The organism is Chryseosolibacter histidinae (assembly GCF_018598225.1).
Classification (GTDB): Bacteria; Bacteroidota; Bacteroidia; order Cytophagales; family Cyclobacteriaceae; genus Chryseosolibacter; species Chryseosolibacter histidini.
The window spans coordinates 144,926-162,031 of sequence record NZ_JAHESF010000003.1 but is presented as its reverse complement, the minus strand read 5'-3'; the positions used below and the strand labels follow the sequence as shown (position 1 = coordinate 162,031).

The 17,106-nt window shown below is 44.4% G+C and carries 13 protein-coding genes; 6 read left to right on the top strand and 7 right to left on the bottom strand.

Annotated features, from left to right (window positions below; translation table 11 throughout):
- Positions 1–7: 7 nt before the first annotated feature.
- Entirely contained in the window at positions 8–535 is a 528-nt protein-coding gene (locus KK083_RS04160) for an RNA polymerase sigma factor (RefSeq protein WP_254160992.1), read from the bottom strand.
- A gap of 486 nt (positions 536–1,021) precedes the next feature.
- On the opposite strand from KK083_RS04160, the gene KK083_RS04155 reads away from it, so the two are divergent.
- Positions 1,022–1,642: a matrixin family metalloprotease gene (locus KK083_RS04155; protein ID WP_254160990.1), complete on the top strand. Its 621-nt coding sequence runs from the start codon at positions 1,022–1,024 to the stop codon at positions 1,640–1,642.
- 100 nt (positions 1,643–1,742) lie between these two features.
- On the top strand, positions 1,743–2,075 hold the full coding sequence (locus tag KK083_RS04150) for a hypothetical protein (protein ID WP_254160988.1): 333 nt from the start codon (positions 1,743–1,745) through the stop codon (positions 2,073–2,075).
- A 53-nt stretch (positions 2,076–2,128) separates the two neighbouring features.
- Here the strand turns inward: KK083_RS04150 and KK083_RS04145 are convergent, their stop codons facing one another.
- The 3 genes from KK083_RS04145 to KK083_RS04135 form a co-directional block, all read right to left on the bottom strand.
- Positions 2,129–2,506, bottom strand: a complete 378-nt coding sequence (locus tag KK083_RS04145; protein ID WP_254160986.1) for a DUF6331 family protein — start codon at positions 2,504–2,506, stop codon at positions 2,129–2,131.
- Between the two features lie 203 nt (positions 2,507–2,709).
- Positions 2,710–3,282, bottom strand: coding sequence for a hypothetical protein (locus KK083_RS04140; protein ID WP_254160984.1), 573 nt, complete (start codon positions 3,280–3,282; stop codon positions 2,710–2,712).
- 21 nt (positions 3,283–3,303) lie between these two features.
- On the bottom strand, positions 3,304–3,948 hold the full coding sequence (locus KK083_RS04135; protein WP_254160982.1) for a hypothetical protein: 645 nt from the start codon (positions 3,946–3,948) through the stop codon (positions 3,304–3,306).
- 853 nt (positions 3,949–4,801) lie between these two features.
- Between KK083_RS04135 and KK083_RS04130 the strand changes: the two genes are divergently transcribed.
- Genes KK083_RS04130 through KK083_RS04120 form a run of 3 tightly spaced genes read left to right on the top strand, consistent with a single transcriptional unit; the run spans position 4,802 to position 14,205 of the window.
- Positions 4,802–8,146, top strand: a complete 3,345-nt coding sequence (locus KK083_RS04130; RefSeq protein ID WP_254160979.1) for an RHS repeat domain-containing protein — start codon at positions 4,802–4,804, stop codon at positions 8,144–8,146.
- A 10-nt stretch (positions 8,147–8,156) separates the two neighbouring features.
- Complete coding sequence (locus tag KK083_RS04125; RefSeq protein WP_254160977.1) at positions 8,157–13,907, top strand: DUF6443 domain-containing protein; 5,751 nt, start codon at positions 8,157–8,159, stop codon at positions 13,905–13,907.
- Between the two features lie 7 nt (positions 13,908–13,914).
- Positions 13,915–14,205 (top strand): hypothetical protein, encoded by a 291-nt coding sequence (locus tag KK083_RS04120; RefSeq protein WP_254160975.1) that lies wholly within the window; start codon positions 13,915–13,917, stop codon positions 14,203–14,205.
- 343 nt (positions 14,206–14,548) lie between these two features.
- Here the strand turns inward: KK083_RS04120 and KK083_RS04115 are convergent, their stop codons facing one another.
- Genes KK083_RS04115 through KK083_RS04105 form a run of 3 tightly spaced genes read right to left on the bottom strand, consistent with a single transcriptional unit; the run spans position 14,549 to position 16,282 of the window.
- On the bottom strand, positions 14,549–15,097 hold the full coding sequence (locus KK083_RS04115) for a DNA-3-methyladenine glycosylase I (protein ID WP_254160973.1): 549 nt from the start codon (positions 15,095–15,097) through the stop codon (positions 14,549–14,551).
- Positions 15,098–15,131: 34 nt separating this feature from the next.
- Entirely contained in the window at positions 15,132–15,455 is a 324-nt protein-coding gene (locus KK083_RS04110) for a nuclear transport factor 2 family protein (protein WP_254160971.1), read from the bottom strand.
- Between the two features lie 41 nt (positions 15,456–15,496).
- Positions 15,497–16,282 carry an SDR family oxidoreductase gene (locus KK083_RS04105; protein ID WP_254160969.1) on the bottom strand — a complete coding sequence of 262 codons (786 nt, stop codon included), beginning with the start codon at positions 16,280–16,282 and terminating at the stop codon, positions 15,497–15,499.
- Positions 16,283–16,425: 143 nt separating this feature from the next.
- Here KK083_RS04105 and KK083_RS04100 point away from each other — a divergent pair, with 143 nt between their 5' ends.
- Positions 16,426–16,809: a winged helix-turn-helix transcriptional regulator gene (locus KK083_RS04100; protein ID WP_254160966.1), complete on the top strand. Its 384-nt coding sequence runs from the start codon at positions 16,426–16,428 to the stop codon at positions 16,807–16,809.
- The last annotated feature ends 297 nt before the right edge of the window (positions 16,810–17,106 follow it).

The following is a 17,106-nucleotide window of genomic DNA, read 5'->3' as shown; positions in this document are numbered from 1 at the left end:
GGCGGACCTAACTCATTATCATTTTAAGCGCATGATCGTGGTTGGCAACGAGCATCTTAGCTAAACGTAGTTTTCCACGCATCACCCTCACCTTTGTAGCGGCGAGGCTTGAACGCTGAATATCCGCGACTTCCTGTAACGAGAACCCGGAAATAAAATGAAGCACAACGGACTCCTGGTAAACCGGAGGAAGCTTCTGGATAGCCTCATACAGGAAGGTGACATCCATGTCTCTTTCAGGATTTACATTTGGGTCCTTGATTGATTCAGCCTTAAGCCAGTCAAACGCACCCTTGAACTTTGCTCTTCTGTACTGCCTTTTTAGAATATTCGATGCAATCCCGAACAAAAAAGATAGAAATGCCTTTTCATCTCTTAGGTTTCCTAATTTTTCATAGGCTTTCAAAACCGTTTCCGAGATGAGGTCCTTAGCCTCCTCTGCCGATCGGGTCCTGGCCCGGCAAAATCGCTGGAATGGAAGGTGAACTGGCTCGTATAAAACCATAAATCTCTCCCGTCTTTTTTGTTCGGTCATGGCAAAATCCGGATTGCAAAAGGTAGGTTCCACCAAAGGCTAAAAGGTTACAAATGTTTCGTGGATAGTTTTTTTACGATGCTCGTCGAAGGTACCTGTTGAAATTCACTTTCAAATGGCGATATGTGCGCGGCAAAGTGCACTAAAATGCGCTTATTACGCAAAATAAGGACGATAGGCTTAACTATTGGAAAAAAGTGCATTTTAATGCACTTATTAGTTGAAATAGCTAGTTGAGACGGCAAGTACGGGTGTTTTTGCGGATAGCTGACAAGTTGTGGAATGAAGTTTCAATAGTCCAGTATATACTTCTGTACAGGGATGTTGTACACTGATCAATTTCCTGGAGCAAACCGACTCAGCCGAAGCTTGATACCGGATACTTTTTAATTGAAGCAAGGTAATTACTGTTCATAACTGATGGTTACTGATAACAACTGTTGGCTCAAGGTGAATACACAAGCCAAAAATTTATTGAACATAGGGATGAGGCCTTTGATAGTATGCATACTGCTCTCGCTTTGGTCTTGTTCAACGGACGAGACGATTAAAGTAGGAATCCAGCCATTCGAAAATTTTGACAGATCATTGACTGACACTGTTCTGAATGCACTGGCCAATGCTTACGAGGCAAAGGTGTATGTTCTGGATCATAAGCCGCTTCCCGAAGAAGCTTTCATCAATGTTAAGTCACCCAGGTACCGCGCTGACAAACTCATAGCCATAATGAAGATGCAGAAGCCGGATTCATTAGACTACATCATTTCATTGACCGATAAAGACATCTCTACAACGAAGTGGGACTACCTCGGCAGAATAAAGGAGCCCGAAAGCAAATACAGCGATTGGGGTGTATTTGGGCTGGGCTATCGGCCAGGGCCAAGTTGTATTGTATCCACGTACCGACTGAAAAATACCGATCAGCGCAAGTTCATTGAAAGACTAAAGAAGGTTGCCATACACGAGCTTGGGCACAACCTGGGATTGGACCATTGTGAATCGGAACTGTGTGTTATGAGGGACGCGGTGGAGACGATTAAGACTATTGATAGGGTGGATCCAAAGCTGTGTGGGCAATGCAAGAAACGGATTGGATTTGGCCGGTGAATGGATGAAACATATAGTTCATGCCCGCAGCGTTTGACGACTTATTATTAATTTGGTCTGCGGGTACGTCTTATATGCAAACTTTAGATACAATGCTCTTATGACAGGTCGAGATTTTTTTGTTACAACAATGCCGGCTTCCCGACCGGCTGACTATTATTTAGGTTATTTGGACGGTTGCGTATTTTTGGATTTTGACAACGTTGGAAAAGATCAGATTTGCTTAAAGAGAATTTCCTTTGACGGATACGGTTGTTGTACGTTGGCGAAAGGGGCCATTCCGCTGGACGAAGAGGACTCCATGGTTTTCAAAAAAATCTTTAATGATGAAATCATAGACCAAAGTGTACTCCGGGCAATCGTGACAAAAACTATTGGGCTAAATAAAAAATTAATCTGGATGGACGCGTTGGAACGCTATAAACTGATTTGAAGATTGCTTGGTGGCTTCGGCTTCACAAATAAAGGTGCCTTAGCTATGGCGATTTAATCGCCGTCAATGCTCCTCAAAATATGGTCTATGAGTTGGATGAAAACATGTTTGTGAAAAAGGTTATTCAATCTGCTTGATGATACCACTGTTCGGTTTGATTGTAGGATTTCTGCTTTGGTGTATTTGAGAGTGCTGGTTAGTTGGGGCTTGTCACACCCTTTGATTGCATTTCTTATGTCTTCTTCCCAAAATGAGTAGGCGTCAATTCCACAGCAAGCGGCCATACATTGAGTTTCGAGTTTGTCCCAGAAATCGAATGATGGTTTGAGCAGATCGTCAATCTCAAAGATATCGCTGTCGTTACATGCATCAAACCCGATCCATTTGATGACCTTGTCTTTTCCGGTACTAATATCTTTCGCCGTAGTCATAAAAGAATCTGAATATTTCCAGGATGTTAAAATTTTTAAATGCCAGTCGAATAACAGAAGGAGGGCGTGTCTTTGCCAAAAACGTAAGTCAGATGGTAACCAAACGTTTTAATGTTTTCGCCGACTTTCTCGAAGTAGGCTTTAATTTCCTCATCCGTCATTATTTTCAATTTACAATTTCCCCTTCGCCAATGGTGCTGATTTTATTCCGAATTGACAGCTTTAGATTTTATAAATTTTGTGCAATCTTCTTTAAAGTCGTCATAACTATCGATCAGGATGGCAGCACCGTTACTCCCGATGTGACTTTTAACTAAGTTATATACTTTCTGTCCACCTACCGGATCAACTCCGGTAAGCTCAAAGATAATGTTGTTTGTCCAGGAAAAGGTTGCGGCCACCGTCAATAGCTTTCTTGGGGTTCCGGCAAGCGTGTTTATTTTGCGGCTTGGTTCGGCTCCCATCAATTCGTAAATCTTTTGTGGGAGCTCGCCAGCCGGGTTTACTGCTATTTTGATGTATCGCTGAACGGTTAGTGGCTTAAGAATTCTAGTTAGACGCCATCTATCATCTATTATGGGCCTGGCGAACCTAAAGCTTTCTTCAATCTGAACATTGCTATTTTGCTCTTTTCCGGTCAATATGTCAACCAGTCTGAAAAAAAGTTCTGTGAAATATGTGCCGTTAGGTAATTGTATTATTACAATGTCCCCTTTGACCACGGTAAATGGTGGGATGTAAAAGTCGTTGATTCTAATTCCAGTGGAGTGGATCACTTGCTATGCTGTTTGACTATGTCACGGACGTTCAGGTTCGAGGGAAGGATCTTTAACCATCGCCCAAAATTTTTCTACGGCTGCGTATCCCTCCAATTGCCAAGGCATACCAAACGCTCGTTCTAGTTCCTGCAGTATTTCAACCATATGTTTTGCTTGCCAGAACTCCTTTTGAAATTTTTCCGGAAGGTGATACCGGTACGAATAGCAGGAATTTTTATGCTGTAGCTCTACGTGATAACTCGATCCATCTGTCCAGCCATCTTCAAGGCCAGGTATGGCATCCATATCTGGAAGGGTGTATATTTTAAGGCTATCCAGTTTATTATGCAGCTTTTTCCAATTTGTTTTCGACGTAAGCTTTTTTCGTTTGACTTCTTCTACGAGCATACTATCATTGCGAAGGCCGACAGTAACTACCAGTAATTCAGCACTCCATTCTTGCTTCGATGAGCGCCTCATGGAGATCATCGGAATAATGTTTAAAAAAGAATGCCGATACCAGATGCGAATGTGCGTCGATTCACCTTTCCCGGAAAGAGGCTCAAGTCCAAATCTTTTTGCATCAAAGCAAGGTTTTTGATCGCGGTGGTTTATTGACTCGGCTTTTTTAGTCTGACAACCGCAACTTATGACTATCAAGAGAATTAATAACGGGTTTTTCATTCTTAATTTATTCTGTCAATGATTAGGCTCAACACAATCGGTAATGCCATCCATCTGGTAAAGGCAAATTCCACGCCGTTTTGCCGTCACTAACATAATAGAGGTTTTTCCGGTATTGAAAAAGTTGTCAGTTGCCAATTGTATACGCATGAAAGCCATTTGTTCATCAGCGTGGATCAAAATAATAGGCGCCGTTACAGCCCCATCGTGCACATTTGAGACAGTTATTGCCTGCCTATCGCGATTAAGCCAGGCGTTGTTTAGCACACCGAAGGATAAAGTGTGGCTTTTTTTTCTGCGTTGTATTGTTAAAGCTTTTTATATCAGCTAGTTTTGTTGCTTTAGCCATAACGTTGCCCTCGCAAGATTATCATGAGTGGAAACTTTCTATTCAATCCAAAATTGACACAAGTTGTCTTTCATCCCTAATATTTTTGCCAAGCTCTGGCATCCTGGCCTTGCGTTGGATGAGCACCGAAGAGGTCGATAAACAAATAAAAACTATCATGCGATAAAATAAAGTCCCACTAGTCTTCAATATTTTATGGAACAGAAACAAATTGCGCGTTCGCGGTGCTTCTTCATAAGCACAGTAAATGCCTCAGTCATTCGAAAAAGAACCGTTATCTTTGGGTTATCTTTTCTTCTAGGTCAGTTTTGTTGGATGGCCGGCCCTGCGTGTGCACAAAATGGCAACGCCAATCCCAACCCATCTCTTAATAATTTTACACCGCCTTCACCGAATGCCGCCTCTCTTGGCAAATTTGGTGATGTACCAGTTGGATACACTACTGGTATTCCGCAAATAAGTGTCCCTATTTATTCCTATAGCAACCCCGATAATACGCTGGGTATGTCGATCAGCCTTGATTATCATGCTGGAGGCATTAAAGTGGACGAAGTTGCCTCTAACGTGGGGATCGGGTTTGCGCTGAATGCCGGAGGGGTTATAACCCGTACGCAACGGGGTATTGCCGACGAAATACCAGTTTATGGTTTTGTAAACAGGCCCTCTATACCAGATGAGACGGAGGGGAACCGGTATAATGGAGCCACCACTTATCTGCGAATGAACGTCAATGAGATCGATTCCCAGAACGATGTTTTCAATTTTAACTTCAATGGGCAGAGCGGAAAATTCATGTTTGGCAAAAACGGAGATTTTCTGATGCTCACCCCGAGCAAGATCAGGGTAGAAAGTGAAATGGGAGCCACGCCTATGTCAGCTTCTGTTAATTTTAAAAAGTTTACTATCACTGATGAGCAGGGCGTAAAATATATTTTCGATGAAATGGAGATCACCCGGAACCCAATGGGGTATGGTGTCTTTAATTCATTCGTCTCTTCCTGGTATCTGACCAAGGTGATCGCTCCTTTTTCTACAGACAGTATTGAGATCCAATACGACCAGGAAAAATATCGATATATCCCGTCCCTGTCGGCTTCAGAGACGATTGGAATAGTTCCTTTCCCCGGAACGAGGTCAGGAGGCGGATCTGAGGTAGACATCGAGGGAAAACGGGTAAAGAAGATCATTTATCCGAATAAGGTGACCGTGAATTTTATATATGATGAAACACAACGAACCGATCTGCCTCAGACTGGTTTGGGAATGGGATTATATCGTTTAAAACAAATCACCATTACCGACGGCGTTACAACCCGGGGCTATAATCTGCACCACAACTATTCCTTAAACCGGTTGACGTTGTCAAAAGTAGTGCCATTCAGCGGGGCAGAAGAATCCAGGGGTTATACCTTTGATTATTTCACGGAGTCTGGTATATCGCCCGCGGCATTACCCAACCGGTTAAGTTTCCAGCAGGACCACTGGGGATTTTATAACAACAATCCCGGCGGATTAATACCACATGAATACTTTAAGATCTCGAGCTATAGAGAGCTGCCTGGTGGGAACCGTGAGGTGCATACAGAACGTGTCAAATACGGTTCGCTGTCCAGAATGACCTACCCTACAGGCGGGTACACTGAATTTGAAATGGAAGCCAACGTGGCGGATGATTTCCGGCTCAGGCGTGATATCACATTGAAGCATACGCATGTCAATGGGTCGCTCAGTATTGCTTGCAGCAATACAACCCCGGGAAGTGAAAGTTTTACTTTTAACGGCGACCCCGGGTCGTACACGAAATTTTCTATCAGCTTTTATCCAGGAAGCTACGCCTGTGCCGATGTGAATAATTGCAAGCTCATTGCAGAGATCAGAAACAATTCGAATACCCCTGTCACTACACAGCAGATCCCGTTCACCCAGGATCTCAGCGTTTATCACGAATTTTCGCTGCTGAACCTTGCGCCGGGTACGTATACCTGCCACCTTCAGACCCAGGGCGTAACAAATTTCCAGGATTATGTTTCTTTGGAATGGACCGAGATCAGGGAACAGAACCCGGATTCGACGGTGATCAATGATTACCGTCCCTATGTGGGAGGCTTGCGTGTTAAGGCTATCCGGGACTATGACGGAATAAAATCAACTCCCGTTACGTCCAGGTTGTATGATTATGTGAAGGAAGATGGGACATCGACCGCGGGTGGGTTAGGTACTTACCCTGTTTACACCCATGGCGTATATTACGATGACCGATTAACGTGTGATTCATGGTCAGCTGATGGAATACAACTTTATTTTGATAATGGCGGTATACCGAATGCCATTGTAAGGTCCAGCTCAGCTGTTCAGTCCCTCGCCATGATCAACGGAAGCCCGGTGAATTATTCAAGAGTGGTGGAGAAATTCACGAATAACGGCGTATCTAATGGAATGATCATCCGCTACTTTGATTCTTATGTAGAGAGCCCGCTTCCCGAACAGATCAATTTCCCTTATACGCCCCCCGATTATCTCGACTATGGTTATGGGCAGTTGAGAAAGGAGATCATCCTTGATAAAAACTTAGACACGCTGAAGGTTACCCGCAATGACTATGTGATCACTCAGGATAACTATTATACTTCACCGCAGCGTTATGATAATTTCCGGTCTATCAGTCTTGTGCCTGTTAAATATGAGCTAAATTTTGCTCCCTGTCCTGGCGGGCCGCCCCTGGACATGCGGTTGTTCTGGCAACAGGTGGTAAGACCCATTTATTTCCTGGGAAACAGTTTTGTGCCTAACACCGGAAGGAAGGATCTTTCCCGAACCCTGATTACAGAATACAGTGGCACCGAAAAACTCACAACGGAAATACTGTACACGCGTGACGATCATTATAACTTAAAAACTACCACTACCAGCAACAGTAAAGGTGAATTAACAACGCAGCGCCTGCATTATCCTTACGAGTATACAGTTCCCGTGGCCGTAAGTATGGTCCAGGAAAATATGCTTGCGTTGCCGGTTTCCGAAGAAATCTGGAAGACAAAAGGAACTGCAGAGTATCTGGTCGGAGGGCGCATCAATAACTATCAGGAGGTTAGCAGTGGTATCAGGAAATCGTCTATTGATGATTTTGAAAGCGCAACGCCGGTGCCAGCGTCCAGCGTGCCGGCATTCAACGCTGCATCTTTTAACCGCTCTCCATCGCTGTTCAAAGAGTCAGTGATTTTCAGGCACTATAGCGAGAAGGGATTTATCGCCGAGCAGGCAAAGAAAGATGATGTGATCCAGTCGGTGATCTGGGATTACAACATGCAGTTTCCCGTTGCTGTGGTCAATGCCCTGAACCGGGATGTGGCCTTCACCTCTTTCGAGGGTGATGGAACCGGAAACTGGACCATTAACAACACTGTCCGCAATAGCACGGACGCATTAACCGGCAGGAGCTGTTACCAGCTTTCGAATGGCGCTATCAGCAAGACCAATCTTCCAACTTCGGCCCGCTATGTTGTCTCTTATTGGAGCAAAAATGGCAGTTATTCGATCGGTGGCGGCACAGTAACTACCAGGACAGGGAGATCATTGAATGGATGGACACATTATGAACACCAGGTTCAATTGACCGGGACCATGCTTTCTGTATCGGGAAGTGGCCTCATCGACGAGCTCCGGTTATATCCCGTCGGTGCGCAGATGACCACTTATACTTATGATCCTGCAACAGCAGTCACCAGCATGACAGATGCAAACAACCTCACAACTTTTTATGAATATGACGGTTTGGGCAGACTCGTATTGGTCAAAGATGCCGCCCGGAATATCGTGAAGAAAATAGAATACAATTACAAAGTTCAATAAAGACCCAGCCATGAACCGTATACCCCACTTTTCCCTGCGGAAATATTTTTGTGCGCCCTCACCAAGTCCTAGGATACCTCTGACGTCGAATTCCTGGTTTCGTTTAGCGCTGCTCTTCTTTATTGTTATGCAGGCTTTATCGACAGCCAGGGCTCAATGTGATTTCCTGGAGCCCCAGTTATACACAGGCTCCTGTGCAGGCTCCGAGGTTGCACTTTATTCATATGAAGACAATGTGACTTATTATCTCTATAAGAATGGCCAGTCGATTGCTTCCGTCCAGGGAAACGGCCAGCTTAGTTTTGGTGTACAAAATGAGGGTAGCTATGCTGTGTGGGTCGGAAAGGGGTCTTGCTCATTGGTACAGACCGGTGAGAGCTTTACCATTTCGTCTCTGCCTTCCAACGTTTCTGTTTCTTCAGAAAACGGTTTCGCGCGGTGTGGGTATGTCGATTTGTCAACCCGTTATCAAAGTGGCGAAACGTATCAATGGTATAAAAATGGCAGCCCTGTAAGCGGAGCGAATCAGTCTTACTTCCAGGCCACGCTCAGTGGCAACTACAGTGTATGGGTATCCAATGGTAGCTGTTACCGGTTTTCTGATCCGGTGACTGTCACGGTATTTTCTTATCCCTCCGCTGTAATCGCGGCTAATGGAAGCACCTCCATTTGCACCGGCGAAAGTGTTACCTTGCAGGTTCAGTCGCCTGTTGGGGGAAATACATATCGCTGGTACAGGGCAGGAGTTGAGCTCGGGCAGGGTACGAGCTTTTCCGCTACTGAAAGTGGTACTTATATCCTGGAGGCATCCAACGGAAACTGCAATGCTGCTTCCAATACCATTTCAGTGACCGTCAATCCGCGCCCTGATGCAACCATCACTCCATCAGGAGCACAAACAATATGTTCTACTTGCTCGGTAACGCTGACTGTTGGAACCGGCTCGGGTTATACGTACCAATGGAAAAGGAACGGTGTCAATATCTCCACCGCGACCGGCTCATCGTATACTGCGGCACAATCCGGAACGTATACCGTTGAGGTAACATCGGGAAATTGTAAAAGTACCACCAATACACCATTTGTATTAACGGTCAATGCTGCCCCCGTCGTCAGTGCCGGCGCCAATGCAACGCTTATGCTTCCGCAGAATTCAACAACCCTTCATGGTTCTGCTACGGATGCAGATGGCACTATCGTTTTCCGGTCGTGGACAAAAGTGTCAGGACCGACGGTTACAATGGCTGGAAGCTCTACGCCAGACCTTGCCTTGACCAACATGAAGGAAGGCGCGTATGTATTCCGGTTCGAAGCCCGTGATAACTTTGGAGAATCACGTACCAGCGATGCTACGGTTACTGTCAGCGCTCCGCCGAATAATCAAAATTACGTGCGTGAGATTGTCATGCAGCAGCCTTTTCAGACAATGCCTTCCGGTTTAACGGCGTGGCAGAAAGTTGAGACCACCACTTATTTTGACGGCTTGGGCCGAGGTATTCAAACGGTGACTACGCAAGGGGCGCCATCTCTGAAGGATGTTGTCACGCCTGTAGCCTATGATATGTTTGGCAGGGAAGAGCTAAAATATCTTCCGTATACGTCAGCGGAAACCAATGGATGGTACAAGATCAACGCACTGGCTGACCCTGCCACGCAAGCCGCAACGGAACAGGAAAAGTACAGGTCAGGCAAGCAATACCAGTTTTATCAAACCGGTGGTGAGCTGCCTTCCGATCAGTATCCTTATTCTAAAATTATTTTTGAGCCCAGTCCTTTGAACAGACCTGTCAAACAAGGCGCGCCGGGATCATCATGGCAGCCCGATAACGCACATAGTTACTCATCTAATGATCATTCCATAAAAAGTGCGTATGATTTCAATGGTTCGGGAGAAGTCTTATGCTGGTCGTATATCCCGCCAACGGCTGTTCACCCGCTGGGATTAATAGACGCAGGAACATCAGCTGCAAGGAACTATTATGGAAAGAATCAGCTCAGAAAAAATAAGCTCAAGGATGAGCAACAGCATGAAGTCATTGAATACGTTGATAAGGAAGGCCGCACGGTGCTGAAGAGGGTACAGGTAAATGGAGGGATCCTTAGTGACAGCAGCTATGCGAGCACATACTACATCTATGACGACTTTGGAAGCCTTGTTTGTGTGCTTCCCCCTGAGGCCGCACGCCGCATCGCTAAAGTATCGTCGGAATACTTTGACAGGTCTGCAGGAGAAAAGGAGACTTTTCTTGGCAAGTGGGCGTTCCGCTACCGGTATGATCCACGGAAAAGACTATGTCTTAAGCAGGTTCCCGGGGCAGATTCAGTGAGAATGGTATATGATAACCGCGACAGACTGGTCTTCTCACAAGACGGCAACCAAAGAATCGCGAATCAATGGTTGTTTACCAAATACGACTCCTTAAACCGGCAGATCATGACAGGCGTTTATACGCACAATGCTGCGGTGACGCAAAAAGGTATGAGCAGTCTTGTCAGCACTACGAAGTTCTTCGAGACATTCGATGCAAACGCCGCTCACGGATATACCAATACCGTTTTTGCAAGCCCCAACTTTATTCCAGGTAACCTTGACGTACACACGGTGACTTACTACGATCACTATGGTTTTAAAGTATTGACCAATGACGCGACCTATAACTATAAAAACAATGAGATCACCGGCCAGCGTTCTTCGGCCTTTGATTTCGTATCAGGGCAGGTAACAGGAACCAAAACGAAAGTGCTGGGCGAAGCGACCTACCTTTGGGCTGTCAGTTATTATGACGACAAATACAGAATTGTTCAGAGCGTGACCAGCAACGCGGTAGGTGGCTACGATCGGGCTACTAGCATACTCGATTTTACCGGCAAAGTGGTTCTTTCAAAAACGACACATCAGAAAGCCGGAAGTGTTGCACGGACTGTTGGACGCCGGTTTAAATACGATCATGCAGGAAGATTGCTGAAGGTCTGGCATCATGTGAACAATGCTGTAGATTCGGTGTTGCTCCTGGAGAACACGTACAACGATCTTGGTCAATTGGTCACCAAAAAGCTTCATAAAATTGATTCAGACGCTCAGTACGTAACGGCTGACCCGGCCGTAGGGCAACCAGGCGTTGTATACGGAACCGAAATCAATTCAGCAAGCTACAACAGCTCGCAGCACACCTATATTGCAACCAAGAAAGTTCGCCTTCAACCAGGATTCCTAGTTCAACCCGGCAACATTTTTAAAGGGCGGATCGGCTACTCACAACAGGATGCTGACGCCCATAACAATGCGATAAACGGCGGGATGCAGCACAGGCAGGTACTGAACTATCGGTATAACATCCGCGGCTGGCTAACCCGTATCAATAATAGCGACCTGTCTGTTACCGAAGGTGGCCCGCGCGACTATTTTGGTATGGATCTCTATTACCATGAAACTGCCACCGGACTTTCCGGCTATCAGCCGCAGTACAATGGTAACATTTCCGCTATGAAGTGGAGCAGCAACCTGGGGCTTGGCATCACGGCACCGGAGCTCGGTCTCGCTGAGCCAAAAGAGAACGCATACACCTTTAATTATGATACGCTTAACAGGTTAAAGTCGGCATCGTTCCACACAAAGGCTTCTGCGTGGAGCGCATCAACGGCATATCATGAGAAAGGATTGAAGTATGACCTTAACGGGAATATCAGGACGTTGAACCGGACCACAACCGGAGGTGTGTCCATGGATCAACTCTCGTATACCTACACCGGCAATCAGCTGCAAAAAGTGAGTGATGCTTCCGGCAACGCCAAAGGATTTACCGATGGCACAAACCCTGGGAGCGACTACGTTTACGACGCTAACGGCAACCTGATCGTTGACAGGAATAAGGACATTGAGACCATCACCTACAATCATCTTAATCTGCCTGATACAGTCAGGAAAAATTCCGGTGACTACATCAGATATATCTATGATGCTGCTGGCATTAAGCTACGTCAGGAAGTCTATGATGTTGCAGATGTACTAAAAAAGAAGACGGATTATTCCGGGGAGTTCTTTTACGAGAATGATACACTGAAGTTCATTAACCATGAGGAAGGAAGGGTTGTTATGACGGGCATAGTTCCGGAGTACCAGTATCATTTGAAGGATCATTTGGGTAATGTGAGAATGACGTTCACTACAGTGCGCGAAGTGGATGAGTACAATGCTACTTTAGAAAGTTCTCATATCACAGAAGAGCGTGCAAATTTTTCCAATTATGATAATGTGTTCCTTTCTACAGCCAGCATGTATAACCATACCGTTGAAGCCAATGCTACCAGGTCGGTTGCTTTGAATGGTGCCAATGGCAAACAGGTAGGGCTCGCAAAAAGCCTGCAAATTGTGCCTGGTGACACGATTAACATGAAGGTGTTTGCCAAGTATTTTGTGCCGAATCCTAATGGCCAGCCTGCTGTAGGTACCTCGATCATATCTGCCATCACCGGTGCATTTGGGTTAAGCGCAAATTCAACGGGGCCTGAATATTCAGCATTTGAGTCACTGAGCGAGATATTTGAAACTGGCTGGTTTATCGGTCCGGGTGAATGGGAGGATGACAATGCTCCCAAGGCTTACCTGAACTATATTTTATTCGATGAGGATTTTGTACCTTATGATATGGGCTGGGACCAGATCGATGCTCATGCGAATAGCACTTCTCCTCACGACACGTTGAGGCTACAGGCCGTGGCGCGTAAGCCCGGATATGCGTATATTTATTTTTCAAACGAGGATGACGAGATCATAGAAGTGTATTTTGATGATTTGAATATCGGGCATGTACATAGTCCTGTGGTGCAGGGGGATGATTATTATCCCTTTGGCCTCACATTTAACTCCTACCGACAAGGAAACTCGATTGGACAAGAATACCTATACAATGGAAAGGAAAGACAGGATGAACTTAGCCTGGAATGGTTGGACTACGGTGCAAGGGTGTATGATCCTACAGTAGCCAGGTGGATAACTGTTGATCCCCTGGCTGAAATATCAAGGCGATGGTCTCCATATAACTATGTATATGGTAATCCCATCATCTTTATAGACCCAGATGGAATGCAAAGTCAAAGGATCCAAGATTTTGATGGCAATTGGCATTCTGTACAGAGTGACGACGTGACAAATGCTTATACAAGCGAGAGTGACGAAGGCGGCGAAGAATGCCCTGGTGGAGACTGTGGCGGAAAAAAGGAACGCGCAAGAGAGGCAACATCACATGGTCTCTTAAGTAAAAAATATTGGAATTGGTTTATGGTTTATGGCTTTGAATATGTCGTAGACGAGCTGTACCCGTATGCGGGCTCTGGTGAATTGGACTACGAAGCGCCGACGTACCAAAAGATGGAGGACATGGCTCTCGTTTATGCCTCTGGAAAAATTCTCTCCATGATAAGGCTTCCAAATATGAAGTCAAAAATCAAGGCAGTAAAAAAAGGAAACGATGTCGTAGTTAGAAGTTATAAGGAAGCACAGGAAGTTCTCTTCGGAGCTTTCCCGAACGCTGTTAAAACGGTCGGTTCCGGGCCAAGAAGCGAACAAGCAACTTCCGTTCTGAAAAAGTCGTTTAAAATGAATGCAAACGGCAGCTACCATATGGATTACAAGCTGGACGAAACTGGAGTGCTATTCGGTCATGGATCTTTGCCTGATGGACATCCACATAAAACAACTCCCCATATTAATTATATGACCCCGGAAGGAAATAAAGGAACAATTTATATCTTAAGAGAATAGAACTGATATGAAAGCAAGGAATGAAGACACTGTAATAAACTATCTGTCGAATGGGAAATACCTTTATTTTAACATAGAAGATAGTTCAGAGTATAATGAGCCTGCAACTACTAAGCTTACTATTTGGAAGACAAAAAGCAATAAATTCAATTTGTCCGTTCAAAAATTTTTAGACAAACATTTTTTTGCGGAGGACCTTTATATCCGCGATGAAGTACTCAACTTCAATAGTCTGGATGAATTACGAGTAGCCTTGATTGATCAATTTGGAGTGCAGCTCCAAAGTTTTCACGGCTAACTTCATCCAATCATGGTAAGAAATTTTTTTGCTATCTTTCCCCATACAATTTGACGTTCTTTGCACCAATTTAACGGTGAGCAAACCGAGAGCAGTAAAAATGCAAGCAGAGCAACAGCCTCTGCGTTAATTGTTTAGATAGTCATATCAGGACCCCAGCGGGATCACGTAGAAAGCCCTCAGATTGAAAAATCTGGGGCTTTTATTTTTTGGTTTAACACGGAGACGAGAAATCCGAAGATGAGCATCATTTGGCTTAATGTCGCTCACTCCTTAATTATTCATCTCATACATTAATATTAAGAGCAGCTAAAAACTTTGTCATTAACCCTATGATGGCATTTCATTTCAACCACATTGGCTTGGCCTTTAAAATCCTTTTATGAATTTCACAGTCAGCAGAATGCGCACCAGGTAAAAACCCGATGCTCATCAAAAATTCATTCACGATTTCACCCCCTGTGAAATGGAAAGTTTTCTTAAAAACTTTTATCCATTCCTCTTTTGTTTTTGGATGGTTCGCTTCCAACCACTTTTCAAATGAACCAAACTGTTTTTGTAGCGTGAGTATTGTTTTGGCGTTCTCTATGGCAGCGTTTACCTTTAACCGATTGCGGATAATTCCCGGATCTGCTAACAGTCGCTTGCGGTCTGCTTCTGTATAGGCGGCCACTTTCTTAATGTTGAAATTGTGATACGCTTTTCGAAAAGTATCCTCTTTCTTTAAAATCGTCTCCCAACTCAACCCTGCCTGGTTAATCTCCAGAATCAATCTTCGAAACAGTTCATTGTCATCGTGAGTTGGGAAACCATAATGATTATCGTGATATTTTTTATGGAGCGATTTTCTATCACCCGGTTCCATTTGGTCTATGGCTGAGCAGTAGCTCATGACATTATTTGGTTAGGAGGTGGCGTGAAACGAGTTATTCTGTCACTTTCAATGATTGAATAATTCCCTCATTTATTTCAAAATGAAATTTCAGCACTAAGGGGCTGCCTGGGAATGTTCCTGAAACGTTCGCTGTTAAAACGCCCTTGTTACCCTTTTGGGTATACTCAATAGGTTCCATGATTGATTTGTATTTTTCGTTAGCCTCAGCAATCCACTGTTCAACTTCTTTCCTGCCGTTATGCGTTTTACCCTCATCGTGAACTACACTGGTTTCTGAAAAAAGATTTGCATACGCTCCACTGTCAAAGTTGTTTTGTGCTTTGATCAATTCTTGTACTACGTTGGGTAATTTCATGTTGTTTGAATTTTAATTTACTTATTACTTATTGATGAAGATTAAATGGTTGAAATTGTCCCCCCGTCAACCACATACTCCGTTCCGGTGAGGTAATTGGCTTTTGGAGAAACCAGGAAACCGACAAGCTCTGCGATCTCTGCTGGCATCGCAGGTCTGCCAAATGGAATACCACCAAGAGCATCCATAACACTCTTTGTTGCTTCTTCAATTGTAATGTTTGCATTTTCTGCAATACGTTCAAGAAATCCGGTGTTTGTAGTGGTGGCTATCCAACCTGGTGAAACTGTCAACACCCGCACACCTTTCGGAGTAACTTCCTTCGATAAACCTTTGCTATAATTGATTAACCCTGCTTTTGCGGCTGCATAAGGCAAGGTGGACTCGTGCAGCGGGAGCCTTCCTTGAATTGAGGCAATGTGAATAATAACGCCAGTTTTACGTGTTAACATTTGAGGTAAGAAACCTCTGTCTAACCGTACTGACGCGATCAAATTGGTTTGAATAGTTTTCTCCCAGTTTTCATCTGTTAAAGCTGCAAAACCCCCTGCTGGTGTATCGGAGCCACCCATATTGTTTATCAAAATGTCTAAGTGACCGAATTTTGAGAGAACCTCTTTAATCACTTTTTCTGTACCAGCCGCAGTACTTAGGTCTGCGGAAATGAAGTGCCTGTTTCCACTGTCTTCAGGCTTTCCCCTGGCTACGATTGTAACTTTTGCACCTGCATTCTCTAAGCGATCTGCAATTGCCTTTCCCAATCCCTTTGTCCCACCAGTTACCAAAGCGATCTTGCCCGATAACTCATTGTTGAAATGATTTTCCATTTTTCTTTGTTCGTTTTTTATTGAAATTTATATGGGCAAAAGTGGCTTGTATGATCACTTACCACAAGTAGGGATATTTTTATTGCATAGGGATAATTTTATCCCCTATGCCACATTGCAAAGCATTAGGTTAATTTTGATCTATGAAAAACAGAAAAATTCCATTGAATCTGAACTGTGGGCTGGACCTGGTAGGCGAAGTGCTGTATGGCAAATGGAAAATGCGCCTGTTATGGTTTATTAAACAGGGTCACAAGCGGCCGAGCGAATTGCAACGCAAAATCCCGGATGCTTCACGAAGAGTATTAAATGTTCAATTGAAGGAACTGGAGGATCATGAATTGATTTCAAAAGTTGTTTACGCAGTTGTTCCACCAAAAGTGGAATATAATCTCACCGAATTTGGTGAAAGTTTAATACCTGTAATTGGTGCCATTGGCCAATGGGGTGATAGTAATGAGGAGCGGTTGCGCTCACTGATTTTGGCGAAGCCAGTATTGAATGTTGAAGGATTGGATGAAGGATAAGATTTGGATCATCAATGAAAATGCATCAAAAAGTATTTTATTTAAGCCTCAGGCGCGTGTCCCATTTAGTAAACACATCAAGAGCTACTATGATTGAGCATGGATTGGTTGTAATCGTTGACATTAGCGGATTGACCAAATTCGTGTTTGAGACAGCATTAACTGCCAGGCGGAATATTGTTTCTGACTTACTCCTTTTTGGTTATCAACGCTAACGTTAATCAGTGCGAGAGTATGCTAAAACAGTATTATCTTTAGAAAACGGACAATACTATATAAGCCTTTTACCTAGGCTTT

Excerpts from the sequence above, each read along its gene's own strand:
- KK083_RS04145 (WP_254160986.1), bottom strand. The coding sequence starts at position 2,506 with ATGACTACGGCGAAAGATATTAGTACCGGAAAAGACAAGGTCATCAAA.
- KK083_RS04115 (WP_254160973.1), bottom strand. The coding sequence starts at position 15,097 with ATGAGCTACTGCTCAGCCATAGACCAAATGGAACCGGGTGATAGAAAA.
- KK083_RS04160 (WP_254160992.1), bottom strand. The coding sequence starts at position 535 with ATGACCGAACAAAAAAGACGGGAGAGATTTATGGTTTTATACGAGCCA.
- KK083_RS04135 (WP_254160982.1), bottom strand. The coding sequence starts at position 3,948 with ATGAAAAACCCGTTATTAATTCTCTTGATAGTCATAAGTTGCGGTTGT.
- KK083_RS04120 (WP_254160975.1), top strand. The coding sequence starts at position 13,915 with ATGAAAGCAAGGAATGAAGACACTGTAATAAACTATCTGTCGAATGGG.
- KK083_RS04150 (WP_254160988.1), top strand. The coding sequence starts at position 1,743 with ATGACAGGTCGAGATTTTTTTGTTACAACAATGCCGGCTTCCCGACCG.
- KK083_RS04130 (WP_254160979.1), top strand. The coding sequence starts at position 4,802 with ATGTCGATCAGCCTTGATTATCATGCTGGAGGCATTAAAGTGGACGAA.
- KK083_RS04110 (WP_254160971.1), bottom strand. The coding sequence starts at position 15,455 with ATGAAATTACCCAACGTAGTACAAGAATTGATCAAAGCACAAAACAAC.
- KK083_RS04100 (WP_254160966.1), top strand. The coding sequence starts at position 16,426 with ATGAAAAACAGAAAAATTCCATTGAATCTGAACTGTGGGCTGGACCTG.
- KK083_RS04105 (WP_254160969.1), bottom strand. The coding sequence starts at position 16,282 with ATGGAAAATCATTTCAACAATGAGTTATCGGGCAAGATCGCTTTGGTA.
- KK083_RS04125 (WP_254160977.1), top strand. The coding sequence starts at position 8,157 with ATGAACCGTATACCCCACTTTTCCCTGCGGAAATATTTTTGTGCGCCC.
- KK083_RS04155 (WP_254160990.1), top strand. The coding sequence starts at position 1,022 with ATGAGGCCTTTGATAGTATGCATACTGCTCTCGCTTTGGTCTTGTTCA.